At 68.5% G+C, this 16,175-nt stretch carries 11 protein-coding genes; 7 read left to right on the forward strand and 4 right to left on the reverse strand.

The window, feature by feature from the left end; translation table 11 throughout:
- Together B3K53_RS07500 and B3K53_RS07505 are read right to left on the reverse strand one after the other, a co-directional pair.
- On the reverse strand, positions 1-1,492 hold a 1,492-nt coding region (locus B3K53_RS07500), incomplete at its 3' end, for a methyl-accepting chemotaxis protein (protein ID WP_292083551.1).
- Positions 1,493-1,526: 34 nt separating this feature from the next.
- Positions 1,527-2,249, reverse strand: coding sequence for a TorF family putative porin (locus tag B3K53_RS07505; protein WP_292083552.1), 723 nt, complete (start codon positions 2,247-2,249; stop codon positions 1,527-1,529).
- A gap of 447 nt (positions 2,250-2,696) precedes the next feature.
- On the opposite strand from B3K53_RS07505, the gene B3K53_RS07510 reads away from it, so the two are divergent.
- From B3K53_RS07510 to B3K53_RS07520, 3 genes are all read left to right on the forward strand, one after another.
- Complete coding sequence (locus B3K53_RS07510) at positions 2,697-4,094, forward strand: two-component system sensor histidine kinase NtrB (RefSeq protein ID WP_292083553.1); 1,398 nt, start codon at positions 2,697-2,699, stop codon at positions 4,092-4,094.
- The gene (fixJ, locus tag B3K53_RS07515) at positions 4,091-4,696 is read left to right on the forward strand and encodes a response regulator FixJ (protein WP_292083554.1); all 606 of its coding nucleotides are present in this window, start codon (positions 4,091-4,093) and stop codon (positions 4,694-4,696) included. Before B3K53_RS07510 ends, fixJ begins: the two co-directional genes overlap by 4 nt.
- A gap of 73 nt (positions 4,697-4,769) precedes the next feature.
- Positions 4,770-6,215, forward strand: a complete 1,446-nt coding sequence (locus B3K53_RS07520; protein WP_292083556.1) for an NAD-dependent succinate-semialdehyde dehydrogenase — start codon at positions 4,770-4,772, stop codon at positions 6,213-6,215.
- A gap of 6 nt (positions 6,216-6,221) precedes the next feature.
- Here the strand turns inward: B3K53_RS07520 and B3K53_RS07525 are convergent, their stop codons facing one another.
- Positions 6,222-6,380, reverse strand: coding sequence for a hypothetical protein (locus B3K53_RS07525; RefSeq protein ID WP_292083558.1), 159 nt, complete (start codon positions 6,378-6,380; stop codon positions 6,222-6,224).
- Between the two features lie 265 nt (positions 6,381-6,645).
- Between B3K53_RS07525 and B3K53_RS07530 the strand changes: the two genes are divergently transcribed.
- Together B3K53_RS07530 and B3K53_RS07535 are read left to right on the forward strand one after the other, a co-directional pair.
- Entirely contained in the window at positions 6,646-8,301 is a 1,656-nt protein-coding gene (locus B3K53_RS07530; RefSeq protein ID WP_414632905.1) for an MFS transporter, read from the forward strand.
- 99 nt (positions 8,302-8,400) lie between these two features.
- Positions 8,401-11,775 carry a hybrid sensor histidine kinase/response regulator gene (locus tag B3K53_RS07535; protein WP_292083560.1) on the forward strand — a complete coding sequence of 1,125 codons (3,375 nt, stop codon included), beginning with the start codon at positions 8,401-8,403 and terminating at the stop codon, positions 11,773-11,775.
- 175 nt (positions 11,776-11,950) lie between these two features.
- Here the strand turns inward: B3K53_RS07535 and B3K53_RS07540 are convergent, their stop codons facing one another.
- Positions 11,951-12,565 (reverse strand): response regulator transcription factor, encoded by a 615-nt coding sequence (locus B3K53_RS07540; protein ID WP_292083562.1) that lies wholly within the window; start codon positions 12,563-12,565, stop codon positions 11,951-11,953.
- Between the two features lie 172 nt (positions 12,566-12,737).
- Between B3K53_RS07540 and B3K53_RS07545 the strand changes: the two genes are divergently transcribed.
- Both B3K53_RS07545 and acs read left to right on the forward strand, forming a co-directional pair.
- Positions 12,738-14,093 (forward strand): DcaP family trimeric outer membrane transporter, encoded by a 1,356-nt coding sequence (locus B3K53_RS07545; RefSeq protein ID WP_292083563.1) that lies wholly within the window; start codon positions 12,738-12,740, stop codon positions 14,091-14,093.
- Between the two features lie 24 nt (positions 14,094-14,117).
- Positions 14,118-16,055 carry an acetate--CoA ligase gene (acs, locus tag B3K53_RS07550; RefSeq protein WP_292083564.1) on the forward strand — a complete coding sequence of 646 codons (1,938 nt, stop codon included), beginning with the start codon at positions 14,118-14,120 and terminating at the stop codon, positions 16,053-16,055.
- The last annotated feature ends 120 nt before the right edge of the window (positions 16,056-16,175 follow it).

Genomic DNA, 16,175 nt, shown 5'->3' on the forward strand with positions numbered 1-16,175 from the left:
CCGAGATCAGGGTCTTGATCTCTTTCGCGGCCTCGGCCGAGCGCTGGGCCAGGGCCCGCACTTCCGAGGCCACCACGGCGAAGCCGCGGCCGGCGTCGCCCGCGCGGGCCGCCTCGACGCCCGCGTTCAGGGCCAGGAGGTTGGTCTGGAAGGCGATCTCATCGATCACCCCGATGATGTTGCCGATCTGGGCCGAGGACTGCTCGATGGCGTTCATCGCCTCGACCGCGTCGCGGACGATGACGCCGCTCTTCTCGGCGTCGCCGCGCGCCGACTGGACCACGCCCGAAGCCTGACGGGCGCCGTCCGCGGTGCGGTTCACCGTGGCCGTGATCTGATCCAGGGCGGCGGCGGTTTCCTCCAGCGAGGCCGCCTGCTGCTCGGTGCGGCGCGACAGGTCGTCGGAGGCCTGCGAGATCTCGCTCGAACCCGAACGGATGGCGGCGACGTTGGTCACCACCACGGCCACGGCCTGTTCCAGTTGCGAAATGGCGGCGTTGAAGTCGGTCTTCAGCTGTTCAGCCTTGGGCGCGACCTGGACGGTCATGCGGTGAGTCAGGTCGCCGCCGGCCATGGCTTGCAGGCCCTCGGCCAGAGCCGTGATGGCGACGCGGTCTTCCTCGGCCGCCTTGGCCTTCTCGGCCTCGACGCGAGCGCGCTCGTCCTCGGCGGCCTGACGCTGGGCCACGGCCTCGGCTTCCAGACGGGCGTTGGCGATGGCCGCGTCCTTGAAGGCCGTGACGGCCGAGGCCATCTGGCCGACTTCGTCCTTGCGGCCCATGGCCGGAACGATGATCGAGGTGTCCCCGCTTGCCAGACGACGCATGGCCGAAGTCATCGACAGCAGCGGCTTGCCCAGCAGGTTGGTCAGCAGGAAGGCCATGGCGGCGGCGATGATCAGGGCCAGGACGACCCCGCCGATCAGCACCATTCGCACCGACTTGGCGACCGAATCCTGGATCTCGCCGAAGACGCGGCTCTGCTGCGACTTTTCATCGACGAGGGTCTCGAGCGCGTCCTCGGCCGGGCTGATGTATTTGTCGGCTACGCCTTCGCGGCCGACCATGGCCACGGCCTGGGCCCGGGTCGCCGGGTCAGCGGAGAGGACGCGGCCCGCCTCGACGACGTTCTTGGCCCAGTCGTCGGCGGCGACGCGCGCCGCGCGAACTTCCTCCTCGCTGGAGCGATCCAGCTGGGCGATCCGGTCCAGGCTCTTGTTGAAGTTCTCCCGGTGCGCGCTCAGTCGCTCCAGATAGAAGCCGTCGCTCGACAGCAGGAAGCCGCGATAGCTGCTTTCCTGGCGCGCCAGGTAGAATTTGGCCGTTTCGGCTTCACGCTGCACGGCCGACGCCCGCACCCGGTCCATGCGCGCTTTTTCCAGCGCATTGACCTGTGCGAACACCGTCACGCCCATGGCGACGATGGCCAGGATGACGACGGCGAAGGCCGCCATCAGTTTCCGCTCGATCTTCAGGTCGCTCAACATGTTCATTGGTCTTCCCCCCGGAACTTTCTGTTCAATCGGCTCAGAGCGCGAACGTCAGGGCGCCCACCAGGCGTCCGTCGTAGTTCTCGCCCAGCGCGTGGCTGTCGGTGTCGTACCAGCGCAGGTCCAGCGCCAGCTTCTCGGTCAACTTGTGTTTCACGCCGACATTCCAGGCGGCGTATTCGGCGCCGCCGTCGGCGGTGCGGTCGGCGATGGCGGCCGAGGCCTTGGTCTTCGGCCCGACCGAAACCGTGCCCTGGACCTCGATCCACCAGGCTTCCTTGGTCGCGGCGAAGCCGTCGGGCGTATAGTTGACGCGCAGACGGGTACTGACCGGGCCGATCTTGCGCGAGGCGTCGGCCTGATATTCCCAGTAGTTGGCGTCGACGCCGGCGCGGGTGCCGGGCAGGTCGCGGTTCACCACCGAGAAGTCGAACTTGTAGCCGGCCGCCTCGGGGCGCCAGCCGACGGCGCTGACGATCTCGGCGTCCGAGCCTTGCGACAGCTTGGCGGTGGAGACGAAGACGTTGGCGTAGAAGGCGCCGGAGGAGACTTCGACCGTGCCGTTGACGCTGGGATCCCCGGCGCTCTTGCCCAGACCCTTGCCGACATACTCGCTGGCGACGCCGACCTGGGCGCTGAAATCCGGAGCTTCAATGGAATGCGCCTGGGCGGCGCCGGCGCCCATCGCGGCGCTCAGGCCGGCGAGAAGCGGGATGATGACGGCGCCGTTCTGGCGCTTAACGCAACGCTGTTCGAGCATTTTTACCTCAGTGATCATGAGGCTTTTCTGACCGAACAACCGTAGATTTTTGTAAATCAGGAACTACGTAGAAATCCGCATCCTGTCAGAATTTGCCCATTTGACGCACTGCGGAACCCAGGCCTTGGACCATGCCGGCGAGACAAAAGGGAACATCCTTAACGGCCGACAACCATATTTACAGTAATTGCCATTTTTTTGCCTCTATACAGCTCGGCAACACGCTATCAGGATTAAGCAAGCGCACAGAAGCTCATGGTTAATGACCGGTTTGCGAAATGCGCGACCTATGTATAGAAGGCGCGCCTCGGCGAGATTCTGTAGATTTCACCTCCACAGCTTACCGTTCAGCAATCCAGAAGCGTGAGGAGAGATCCCATTCAATCGGCGATAGATAGCCTTCTGTCTCTCGCAAGCGCCGTGTCGCGTCGGCGTTGGAGCGGGATCGTGCTGGCGATCATCGCGGTGGGCGGGGCGGTCGGCTTCAGAAGCCTGCTCGAAGGCCTGGGACAGTTCTACTATCTCCCCATGGTGCCGGCGGTCCTGATCACCGCCATGCTGGCCCGGCGCGTCGCCACCAGCCTGGCCATCGCCCTGTCCATCGCCGTCAACCTGACCCTGGTGCCGCGCGAAAGCCTGACCGACGCCCTGACCAACGCCCTGCTGTTCGCGGCGGTGTCATGGATTCTCGCGGAAGTCTGCTGGGCCATGCGCGCCATGCAGGATCGCACCCGCGACCTGTCCCGACAGCTTGCGGCCAAGGACGTCATGCTCAACACCGCCCTGGCCTCGGTGCCTGTGGTGACGCTGAACGCCGAGGGCGAGGTGCGCCACCTGAGCCCCGCCGCCTCCACCCTGTTCGGCCTCAACGAAGCCGCGGCCGTCGGCCGCCCCTTCTCCGAGCTGGCGTCAGGCTTCGATGTCGCGGCGATCCTCGGGTCCGGCGCGACCGGCGGGGCGCTGGAAGCCAGGGACGGCCACTGGACCGGCCTGCGTCCCGACGGTGCGACCTTTCCGTTGAGCATTCAGTTCGGCGTAGCGTCGGACCCGATCGGCGACACTCATGTGGCCCTGTGCCTGACCGATCTCAGCCGATGGCATGCGGCCGACGCCCAGGCCCGCGAATTGCACGCCCAGCTGAACAAGGTCTGGCGCCTGAACTCGCTGGGCGAGATGGCCGCCACCCTGGCCCACGAATTGAACCAGCCGCTCAGCGCCGCCGCCACCTATCTGCACGCCAGCCAGGTGGACATGGAGAAGGCTGGAGCCTTGGGCGGCAGCGCCCTGCGCACCGTCGAACTGGCCAAGGGCCAGCTGTTGCGCGCCGGCAAGATCATTCGACGGATGCGCGAGCTCCTGTCGCCGGAAGCGCGCCGCCTGGACAGCGAGCGCGCCTCTTCCATGGTCGAGGACCTGGGCCCGATCCTGACGATGATCGGCTCCAGCAAGGGCGTCGCCATTCGCATGGAGGTCGAGACCGGGAACGACCGCGTCCGGGCCGAGCGCATCCAGTTCCAGCAGGCCATGGTCAACCTGGTCCGCAATGCGGTCGAGGCCGTCGGCGAGCACGCCGCGCCCGAGGTGGTCATCGTCGGTCGCCCGACTTCGGACACGCACTATCGCATCAGCGTCGAGGACAACGGCCCCGGCATTGCCGAAGACCAGATCGAGCGGATCTTCCAGCCGCTGACCACCACCAAGACCGGCGGCATGGGGCTGGGCCTGTCCGTCACCCGCACCATTGTCGAAAGCCACGGCGGACGACTGCAAGTCTCGAGAAGCGCGTTGGGGGGCGCGGCCTTCTCGTTCAACCTCAACCGAGAATCGAGCGTCGAGAACGCATGAGCCTCCACTCCGTCTTCATCATCGACGACGACGCCGCCGTCCGCGATTCCCTGCTGATGCTGCTGCGCGGCGAAGGCATCCGGGCGCGCGGCTTCGCCAGCGGCGTCGACTTCTTCAAGAACCTGCCTGAAGACGCCACCGCCTGCGTCATCACCGACGTGCGGATGCCCGACATGGAAGGCGATGAAGTCGTTCGCCGCCTGACTCAGCTGCGCGGCGCCGCCTGGCCCGTCATCGTCATCACCGGCCACGCCGACGTGCCGATGGCGGTGCAGATGATGAAGGCCGGCATCGTCGACTTCATCGAAAAGCCCTTCGATCCGCGCCGCCTGATCGAGACCGTGCGCGGTTGCCTGACGCGGCTGAACGCCGTCGGTCACGAGCAGGCGACCCGTGCCGCCGCCGAGCAGCGCCTGACCCGCCTGACCCCGCGCGAACGCCAGGTCTTCGACGCCCTGATCCACGGACATTCGAACAAGGCCATCGCCCTGGACCTGGACATCAGCCCGCGCACGGTCGAGGTCTTCCGCGCCAAGGTCATGGCCAAGATGGAGGCCGACAGCCTGTCGGCCTTGGTCCGCATGGGGTTGGCGCTGGGCTAGGCGTTTCGCCGTCTTGCAGCCGCAGGCTTTGCGGCGCGTTATGACGGCTCCCCCCATGCGTCAGGAGCCGCCCATGTCCGATCCCGCCCGCCTGCTGCGCCGTCAGGCCTACATCGACGGCCGCTGGGTCGACGCCGACAGCGGCGCGTCCTTCGAGGTGACCAACCCGGCGACCGGCGAGGTGCTGGCCAGCGTGCCCGACATGGGCGCGGCCGAGACCCGGCGCGCCGTCGCCGCCGCCGAGGCCGCGATGAGACCCTGGGCCGCGAAGACGGCGGGCGAGCGGGCGCGCGTCCTGCGCCGCTGGTTCGATCTGATGATGAGCGAGCAGGACGCCCTGGGCCGCCTGCTGACCCGCGAACAGGGCAAGAGCCTGACCGAGGCCAAGGGCGAGATCGCCTATGCCGCCGGCTTCATCGAATGGTTCGCCGAGGAGGGTAAGCGCACCTATGGCGAGGTCATCCCGACCTATGACGCCGGCAAGCGGCTGATGACCCTGCGCCAGCCGGTCGGGGTGGTCGGGGCCATCACCCCGTGGAACTTCCCCGCCGCCATGATCACCCGCAAGGTCGGCCCGGCCCTGGCGGCCGGATGCGCCGTGGTGCTGAAGCCCGCCAGCCAGACGCCGCTGACGGCCCTGGCCCTGGCGGTGCTGGCCGAGGAGGCCGGCCTGCCGCCCGGCCTGTTCAACGTCGTCACCGGCTCGGCCTCGGTCATCGGCGGCGAGCTGACGTCCAATGAAGCGGTGCGCAAGATCAGCTTCACCGGCTCGACCGAGATCGGCCGTCTGCTGATGAAGCAGTCGTCCGAAACCATCAAGAAGATGAGTCTGGAGCTGGGCGGCAACGCCCCCTTCCTGGTCTTCGACGACGCCGACGTGGACGCGGCGGTGGCAGGGGCCGTCGCCTCCAAGTATCGCAACGCGGGCCAGACCTGCGTCTGCACCAACCGCTTCTATGTGCAGGCCGGGGTCCACGACGAATTCGTCGAGAAACTGGTGAAGGCGACCCAGGCGCTGAAGGTCGGAAACGGCCTGGACGAGGGCGTCCAGATCGGCCCCCTGATCGACGAGAAGGCGGTCAGGAAGGTCGAGGAACACGTCGCCGACGCCCTGGCCAAGGGCGCGAGCCTGCTGACCGGCGGCCAGCGTCACGCCCTGGGCATGAGCTTCGTCCAGCCGACCGTCCTGTCGGGCGTCACCCAGGACATGAAGATGTGCCGCGAGGAGACCTTCGGTCCCGTCTCCGGCGTCGTCCGTTTCGAGACGGAAGAGGAAGGGATCGCCCTGGCCAATGACACCATCTTCGGCCTGGCGGGCTACTTCTACGCGCGCGACCTGAGCCGCGTCTGGCGCGTAGCCGAGGCGCTGGAGACCGGCATGATCGGCATCAACACCGGCCTGATCTCCACCGAGGTCGCGCCCTTCGGCGGGATCAAGCAGTCGGGCCTGGGCCGCGAAGGCTCCAGCCACGGCATCGAGGACTATCTCGAGATCAAATACCTCTGCATGGGGCTTTAGGCCCGATCAGTCCTCGGACGGCTCGGTCTCGTCCTCGCCCCCCGCGCGGCCGGCGGCCTTGGCGGCGCGCTTGGCGGCCTTGGCTTCGGCCTTGGCCTCGGCCTTCTTGGCCTCGGCGCGCTCGCGCTCCTGACGTTCAAAGCTGTAGTTGGGCTTGCGGGCCATGGATGTCCTCTCGCGCCGGGGTCGCCGAACGGCGACGTCAGGTCTTCATGTGATGCCTGTCGCGGTCCACGACAACACGGAAACGCCCAGACGCCCCAGATTTCGCACCCCACACGGACGATAGACGCCGTTCGACCAAAGTCGCTCTCTCCAAAGCCCGCGACCTGCTGTCACTCTGCCTTCCGACGATCCGGCAACAGGATCGCGAGGAAACGGCCGCGCCACGCGGCTCTAAAGGAAGGGACTGCCCATGACCGACCGCACCATGAGTGCGGCGGAGGGCGCGGAGCACACGGTCGACAAGAACGACCGGCTGGTGATCCTTGCGTCGTCCGTCGGCACCGTCATCGAATGGTACGACTTCTATCTCTACGGCTCGCTGGCCGCGATCATCTCCGCCCAGTTCTTCTCGGGCGTGAACGAGACCACAGGCTTCATCTTCGCCCTGATGGCCTTCGCCGCCGGTTTCGCGGTGCGACCCTTCGGGGCCATCGTCTTTGGACGCATGGGCGACCTGTGGGGGCGCAAGAACACCTTCCTGGTGACCATGCTGCTGATGGGCCTGTCGACCTTCGTGGTCGGCCTGCTGCCGCCCTATGCCGCCATCGGCATCGCCGCGCCGATCATCCTGGTGCTCATGCGCCTGATCCAGGGTCTGGCCCTGGGCGGCGAGTACGGCGGAGCCGCCACCTACGTCGCCGAGCACGCTCCGCACGGCAAGCGCGGCTTCTACACCTCCTTCATCCAGATCACCGCCACCGTGGGCCTGCTGCTCAGCCTGATGGTCATTCTGGGCGTCCGCTTCGTCATCGGCGAGGAAGCCTTCGTCAGCTGGGGCTGGCGCATCCCCTTCATCGTCTCGATCCTGCTGCTGGGCGTGAGCCTGTGGATCCGCCTGAAGCTGTCGGAAAGCCCGGCCTTCCAGCGCATGAAGGCCGAGGGCAAGGGCTCGACCACGCCGCTGAAGGACAGCTTCATGAAGTGGCCGAACCTGAAGCTGGTGCTGATCGCCCTGTTCGGTCTCGCCGCCGGTCAGGCCGTGGTCTGGTACACGGGTCAGTTCTACGCTCTCTTCTTCCTCGAGAAGACGCTGAAGGTCGATCCGGCCCTGTCGAACATCCTGATCGCCGCCGCCCTGGCCCTGGCGACGCCCTTCTTCGTCTTCTTCGGCTGGCTGTCGGACAAGATCGGCCGCAAGCCCATCATCCTGGTCGGCTGCCTGCTGGCCGCCCTGACCTACTTCCCGCTGTTCAACGCCCTGACCGGCGCGGCCAACCCGCGCCTGGCCGCCGCCGCCGCCTCGGCGCCGGTCACCGTCTACGCCGACCCGGCCGACTGCCACTTCCAGTTCGACCCGGTGGGCAAGACCGTCTTCAACAGTTCGTGCGACATCGCCAAGACCCACCTGGCCAAGGCCGGCGTCACCTATGTCAACGAGGCCGCCCCCGCCGGAACCGTGACCCAGGTCCGCATCGGTGAACGCGTGGTCGAGAGCTTCAACGGCAAGGTCCTGGCCAAGGCCGACTTCGACGCCCAGAAGAAGGCGTGGGACACCGGCCTGACCGCCGCCCTGACCGAGGCCGGCTATCCGGCCAAGGCCGACAGCGCCCTGGTCAACAAGCCCATGGTGATCGGCATCCTCTTCCTGCTGGTCCTCTATGTGACCATGGTCTACGGCCCGATCGCCGCCGCCCTGGTCGAGATGTTCCCGACCAAGGTGCGCTACACCTCCATGTCCCTGCCCTATCACATCGGCAACGGCTGGTTCGGCGGCTTCCTGCCGACCACGGCCTTCGCCATGGTCGCGGCCACGGGCAACATCTACTACGGCCTCTGGTACCCCATCGCGATCGCGGTGCTGACCCTGATCATCGGCGTCCTCTTCGTGAAGGAAGGCAAGGACGTGAACATCCACGACTGAGGTCGATAAGCTTCGCCAACCTGCAGGGGCGGTCCGGTTTCCCGGCCGCCCCTCTTTTTGTTCTTGTCCCCCAGCCCCGCTCCGTCCCAGATGCCGGTCATGTTCAGCCTCGCGACCCTGGCCCTCGTGGCCGCCTACATGGCGACCCTTTTCGCGGTCGCCTGGTGGTACGAGCGGCCGTCGATCAAGACGCGCGGCGGGGCGCTGGGGCCGTCGCTCTACGCCCTGTCGCTGGCCATCTACTGCACGTCGTGGACCTATTACGGGGCGGTGGGGACGGCGGCGCGGTCGGCCTGGGAATACCTGCCCATCTATATCGGCCCGGCGCTGGGGGTGACGGTCCTGTTTCCGCTGTGGAAGCGGATCGCGGCGGCGGCCCGGCGCGAGAACGTCGGCTCGATGGCCGACTTCATCTCCTCGCGCTACGGAAAGAGCCCGGCGCTCGGCGCGGCGGTCGCCGCTGTCGCCATCCTGGGGTCCCTGCCCTACATCGCCCTGCAGCTGAAATCCCTGTCCATGGCGGGCGAGATGCTGACCGAGGGGACGCCGGTCGCCGGCTCCGAGAGCCTGACGGTGCTGGTCATGGCCGGGGTGCTGGCCGGGTTCGCCATCCTGTTCGGCGCGCGCCGGCCTGACCTGACCGAGCATAACCGCGGCCTGATCCAGGCCATCGGCATCGAGTCCATCGTCAAGCTGACGGCCCTGCTGGCCGTGGCCTTCTTCGCCCTGATGCTGCTGGCGCGCGCCCCAGCCTCTGCGGACGTGACCGCCAGCCTCGGCGATCTGGCGCGCTGGCCCGATCTGGACGGGCGCTTCTGGGCCATCACCCTGGTGGCGACGCTCGCCATCTTCTGCCTGCCGCGACAGTTCCACGTCGCCTTTGTCGAGGGCGGCGATCCGGCCCAGATGCGGCGCGCGCGCTGGATCTTTCCCGTCTATCTGCTGCTGACCAGTCTGGCGGTCCTGCCCCTGGTGGCGGCGGGCGGCCTGTTCGCGCCCGAGGTCAATCCCGACCTGCTGGTGCTGGCCCTGCCACTGAACTCCGGCCAGTCGGCCCTGACGGCCATCGTCTTCGTCGGCGGCTTCTCGGCGGCGACCGCCATGGTCATCGTCGAGGCCGTGGCCCTGTCGGCCATGGTGTCCAACAATCTGGTCCTGCCGCTATTGGCCGCCGAGCGGCGGCGCCGGGGCGAGCGCGCCGGCGACATGGCGCGCGCCATCCTGAACATCCGCCGCGTGGCCATCGTGGCCCTGCTGCTGATGGCCTGGGTCTATTATCAGGCCATGGACCAGTCCAGCGGCCTGGCGGCCATGGGGCTGGTCTCCTTCGCCGCCCTGGCCCAACTGGCCCCGGCCCTGTTCGGCGCCGTGCTGTGGCGCGGCGGGCGTTCGCGCGGGGCGCTGGCGGGACTGGCGGTCGGGATGACCGTCTGGCTGATCATGCTGGCGGCGCCGCAGCTGGCGCCCGGATTCGGCCTGAACGTTCCGGCCATGCTGGGGCTGGCCGACCCGTTCGCGGCGGGCGTCTTCCTCAGTCTGGCGCTGAACCTCGGGGTCTTCGTCGCCGTCTCCAGGCTGGGGACGCCGCGCCTGATCGACCGGGTTCAGGCCCGCGCCTTCGTCGACCGGCTGGGGCCGGACTGGATGGAGGGGCGCGGCGCCTCCGCCGGGGCCTCGGTCGGCGACCTCAAGGCCCTGGTCGCCCGCTTCATCGGCGACGAACGGGCCGAGCGCGCCTTCGCCGCCTGGTCGCGAGAGACCGACCAGAAGCTGCGCGACGCCGACCCGGCCGAGGCCGGTCTGGCCCGCGCCGCCGAGCGAATGCTGGCGGGGGCCGTCGGCGCCGCCTCGGCCCGGCGCGTCATCGCCGCCGCCCTGGCCGCCGGGGGCCGCGCCCCCGAGGACGTGGTGCGGATGCTGGACGAGGCCTCGCAGGCGGTCCAGTTCAACCGCGACCTGCTGCAGACCACGCTGGACAACATCGATCAGGGCGTCAGCGTGGTGGACGAGGACCTGCGCCTGACTGCCTGGAACCGGCGCTATGTCGAGATGTTCGACCTGCCCGCCGGCTTCGTCCACGTCGGCCTGCCCATCGCCGCCGTCTATCGCCTCAACGCCGAGCGGGGCGAGACCGACCCCGGCGACATCGAGACCCGGATCGAACGGCGGCTGGAGGCCCTGTCGCGTCGCATTCCCCACGATCATGAGCGCGAGCAGCCGGACGGCCGCATCCTGCGTTCCTCCGGCGCCCCCATCCCCGGCGGGGGCTACGCCACGAGCTACACCGACATCACCGCCCTGCGCCGCGCCGCCCGCGATCTGGAGGAGGCCAACGAGCGGCTAGAGGCCCGCGTCGCCGACCGCACCGAACGGCTCGAAGAAGCCCGCCGTCTGGCCGAGGACGCCACCGCCTCCAAGACCCGCTTCCTCGCCGCCGCCAGTCACGACCTGCTGCAGCCCCTGCACGCCGCGCGCCTGTTCATCGCCGCCCTGAAGGAGGAACCGGCGCTGGCCGCCGGGTCCGCCGGGCGTGGGTTGGCGACCAACGCCGACCGGTCCATCGACAGCGCCCACCGCCTGCTGACCGCCTTGCTGAACCTGTCCAAGCTGGAGGCGGGCGGGGTCCAGCCCGCCGTGGCTCCCCTCTCGCTGGACGCCCTGTTCGCCGAGTTGCGCCGCGAGTTCGCCCCCATGGCCCGCGCCAAGGGCCTGCGGCTGGCGGTCATGCCGTCCGGCCTGTGGGTCGCCTCGGACCACGATCTGCTGCGCTCCATGCTGCAGAACCTGACCGCCAACGCCATCCGCTACACCGACCGGGGCCGGGTTCTGGTCGGCGCCCGGCGCGACGGCGACACGGTGCAGATGCTGGTCTGCGACACCGGGCGCGGCATTCCCGACGCCGACCGTGAAAACGTCTTCGGCGAGTTCGTGCGTCTGCCCGGCGCCCCGGTGGACGAGCCGGGCGCGGGTCTCGGTTTGGCCATCGTGCAGAAGCTGTCGGACCTGCTGCGCCATCCGCTGTCGATGGCGTCCCGCGTCGGGCGCGGCACCACCTTCCGCGTCAGCGCTCCGCGCGCCGCCGCCCAGGTCGAGATCGCTCCCCTCGCCGAGGGCGACGCGCGCCTGCCGCTGGCGGGGCTGCGGGTGCTGTGCGTGGACAACGAGCCGGCCATCCTCGACGCCCTGACCGCCCTGCTGAGCCGCTGGGGCGCCCAGACGACGACGGCGCGCACCGTGGCCGACGGCATCGCAGCGGCAGGGCCGTTCGACGCGGCCCTGGTGGATCTGCATCTGGGCGACGGGGCGGACGGGCTGACGGTGGTGGACGCCCTGCGGGCGCGGGGCCTGCGCCGCATCGGCCTGGTCACCGCCGACACCCGCGAGGGCCTGAAGGAGACCGCGACTGCGGCCGGCGCGACCCTGCTGCCCAAGCCGGTCAAGCCGGCGGCGCTGAAGGCGTTTCTGTCGCGCTGATCTTCCTTCTCCCCTTTGTGGGAGAAGGTGGGCGCCGGAGGCGCTCGGATGAGGGGTGTCGGCGCGACATTTCGAATGTCTGACGGACCCGCGACGACAACCTTCAGATGAGGCGCTCACACCCCTCATCCGTCAGGCTTCGCCTGCCACCTTCTCCCTCAAGGGGAGAAGGGAATTACAGATCGATCGACTGGGCCAGGATCACCGCCTGGGTGCGGTTGTGGACGCCCAGCTTGCGGAAGACGCTGGTCAGGTGGGCCTTGATGGTGGCCTCGGTGACGCCGAGGTCGAAGGCGATCTGCTTGTTCAGGCGCCCGGCTCGCAGCCCCTCGAGAATGCGCAGTTGCGACGGCGTCAGGCTGGCGATGCGGGCTTCCAGATCGCCCTCCCCGGCCCCGGGCTCGCCGACGTCAGGGGCCCAGCTGTCGCCCGAAAGGATGGCGGCGATGGCCTCGACCATGACCGGCAGGGCGGCGGATTTCGGGATGAAGCCGGCGGCGCCCAACGTCAGGGCGCGGCGCACGGTCGGCGGCTCCTCGCTGGCCGAGACCACGGCCACCGGCACGGCGGGGTGGTCGGCGCGGATGCGGGTCAGGCCCGCCATGCCCTCGCTGTCCGACAGTTTCAGGTCCAGCAGCAGCAGGTCGGTCGCGGCTTCGGCCAGCGTCGCCTGAACCTCGGCCAGACTGGCGCATTCCGCAATCACGGCGCCGGGCGCGGCCTTTTCAACGGCCGATCTCAACGCCGCCCGAAACAGAGGGTGGTCGTCGGCGACGACGATGCGATCCATGAAAATCCTTCCCGCGCGCGGTTCTTTTTCGGGTCGAGGCCGCGCTGTGACGACACCATGCCGCGCCTCGACTTTGGTCGAAACTAGACCAATGGCTAATGGCCGCAAACCGCCCTCGCGCGGAATGCTGCCGTCTCGAGGTTCGCATCAGATGAACCCGGGAGGACATGACATGGGAAGATTCCGTCTGCTCGGCGGCGCGGCTGCGGCTGCGCTCCTGTTCGCGCCCGGCGCCGTCTGGGCCCAGGACGCCAATGCGGCCCTCGAGGCGCGCATCGCCCAGCTCGAAGCCGAGCTGAACAGTCTGAAATCCGAGGTCGCCGCCGCGCGCGCGCAGCAGACGACCCAGTCGCAGGCGATGGCGCAGGACATCATCCGTCTGGAGGCCCGCCCCGCCGCCACCCCGGCCTCGACCCCTGCTCAGCGCGAAGAAGGCTTCCGCATCGGCGACCACACCGTGAAGTTCGGCGGCTTCGTCAAGGTCGACGCCATGGCGTCCCGCTATTCCGGCGGCGATCCGGCCAACGGCGACCTGCTGCGCGACTACCACCTGCCCGGCTCCATCCCGGTCGGCGGCGCCGACGAAGATACGGCGATGGACTTCAACGCCCGCCAGACCCGCTTCTGGCTGACCACCGACGGTCTGGTCGGCGGCCACAAGGTCGGCACCCGGCTTGAGATGGACTTCCAGAGCCTGCCCGGAACCGGCGACCAACGCATCACCAGCGCCTCGACCCCCGCCCTGCGCCGCGCCTTCGTCACCATCGACAACTGGCTGATCGGTCAGGAGTGGACCAACTTCCAGAACACCGCCGTCCTGCCGGAATCGGCCGACTTCGTCGGCGCCGCCGAGGGCTCGGTCTTCGCCCGCCAGGTCCAGGTCCGTTACACGCGCGGTCCCTTCTCGATCGCGGTCGAGAACCCCGAAACCACCGTCACCCCCTTCGGCGGCGGCGCGCGGATCATCGCCGACGACAACAGCCTGCCCGACCTGACGGCGCGCTACGCCATCAGCCGCCCCTGGGGCGACCTGCAGTTCGCGGGCCTGCTGCGTCAGCTGAAGTATGAGAACCCGGCCAGCGCCGTCGACGACACGGCCACCGGCTGGGGTCTGTCGGCCTCGGCCAAGGTCAAGGTCGGCGCCCAGGACGACCTGCGCTTCATGCTGTCGGGCGGCGAGGGCGTGGGCCGCTATCTGGGGCTCAACTTCTCCAACGACGCCGTGCTGGACGCCTCGGGCCAGTTGGACGCCATCGGCGTGGTCGCCGGCTTCGCCGCCTATCGCCACGTCTGGTCGCCGGGCTGGCGCTCCAGCCTGATCTGGTCGGCGCAGAAGGTGGACAACGACGTCCTGCTGACCGGGACCGGCGCCAACCGCTCGGCCCAGAGCATCCACGCCAACCTGATCTGGTCGCCGGTCACGGCGTTTGATGTCGGGGCCGAACTGATGTTCGCTGACCGCAAGCTGGAGTCGGGACTGGACGGCGACATGACCCGTCTGATCCTGTTCGCCAAATACGGCTTCTAAAACAAGAAACTGGGAGGAAAGCGCGTGTCTGATCCGGAAATCTATCCCGTCCCCGCCGACCTGGCCGCCCGCGCCCACATGGACCGCGACGCCTATGACGCGGCCCGGATCGCGGCGCGCGAAACGCCCGAGGCCTACTGGGGCGAACAGGCCAAGCGCCTCGACTGGATGACCTTCCCGTCAAAGATCAAGGACGTGTCGTTCAACAAGGCCGACTTCCGCATCCGCTGGTTCGAGGACGGGGTGCTGAACGTCTCGGCCAACTGCATCGACCGCCACCTGCCGCACCGTGAAAACGACACGGCCATCATCTGGGAAGGCGACGAGCCGACCGACAGCGAGCACGTCACCTACGGCCAGCTGCACGAGCGCGTCTGCCGCATGGCCAATGTGCTCAAGGCCAACGGCGTCCGGAAGGGCGACCGCGTCACCATCTACCTGCCCATGATCCCCGAGGCGGCCTACGCCATGTTGGCCTGCGCCCGTATCGGCGCGGTCCACTCGGTCATCTTCGGCGGCTTCTCGCCCGACAGCATCGCCGGGCGCATCGAGGACTGCGGCTCGACCTTCGTCATCACCGCCGACGAGGGCTGCCGTGGCGGCAAGAAGGTCCCGCTGAAGGCCAATGTCGACAAGGCGCTGGAGAAGGTCTCGGGCGTCGACGGCGTCCTGCTGATCCGCCACACGGGCGCGGACGTGGGCTTCATCGAGGGCCGCGACCGGGATTACGAGACCGAGGCCGCCAAGGTCACGGCCCACTGCCATCCCGAGCCGATGCAGGCGGAGGACCCGCTGTTCATCCTCTACACCTCGGGCTCGACCGGCAAACCCAAGGGGGTGCTGCACACCACCGGCGGCTATCTGTTCTGGGCCAGCTACACCCACGAACTGGTCTTCGACTACCGCCCCGGCGAGGTCTTCTGGTGCACCGCCGACGTGGGCTGGGTGACCGGCCACTCCTATGGCGTCTATGGCCCCCTGGCCAATGGGGCGACCACCCTGCTGTTCGAGGGCGTGCCCAACTATCCGAGCGTGAGCCGTTTCTGGGAGGTCATCGACAAGCACAAGGTCGAGATCTTCTACACCGCCCCCACCGCCCTGCGCTCGCTGATGCGCGAAGGCGACGCCCCGGTGAAGGCGACCAGCCGCAAGAGCTTGCGCCTGCTGGGCAGCGTCGGCGAGCCGATCAACCCCGAGGCCTGGCGCTGGTATCACGAGGTGGTCGGCGACGGCCGCCTGCCCATCGTCGACACCTGGTGGCAGACCGAAACCGGCGGGGTGCTGGTTTCGCCCCTGCCCGGCGCCACCGACCTCAAGCCCGGCTCGGCCACCAAGCCCCTGCCCGGCGTCGAGCTGCAGATCGTCGACGCGGAAGGCGTCGTGCTGGAGGGCGCGACCGAGGGCAACCTCTGCATCACTGACAGCTGGCCGGGCCAGATGCGCACGGTCTATGGCGACCACCAGCGCTTCTTCGACACCTATTTCTCGACCTATCCGGGCAAGTACTTCACCGGCGACGGCTGCCGCCGCGACGCCGACGGCTACTACTGGATCACCGGCCGGGTCGATGACGTCATCAATGTCTCGGGCCACCGCATGGGCACGGCCGAGGTCGAGAGCGCCCTGGTCCTGCACGACATCGTGGCCGAGGCGGCGGTCGTCGGCTTCCCCCACGACATCAAGGGTCAGGGCATCTACGCCTATGTGACCCTGGTGCGCGGCGTGGAGGCCACCGAGGCCCTGCGCAAGGAACTGGTCGCCCACGTCCGCACCGAGATCGGCCCCATCGCCGCCCCCGACGTGATCCAGTGGGCGCCGGGCCTGCCCAAGACCCGATCCGGCAAGATCATGCGGCGCATCCTGCGCAAGATCGCCGAGAACGAACTGGGCGCCCTGGGCGATGTCTCCACCCTGGCCGACCCTTCGGTCGTCGACGATCTGGTGAAGAACCGGGCCGCCTGACGACCTTCCCCCGCTCTCCCCGGAGCAAGCGGCCGGCGTTCCGAAAGGGGCGTCGGCCGTTTCGTCATTTGAGCCTGGGCTGCGGCGGCGCTAGACAACCGGCGACAGCGAACAGGAGCA

The sequence above is a fragment of the Brevundimonas sp. UBA7506 genome, from assembly GCF_002479495.1.
GTDB lineage: Bacteria > Pseudomonadota > Alphaproteobacteria > Caulobacterales > Caulobacteraceae > Brevundimonas.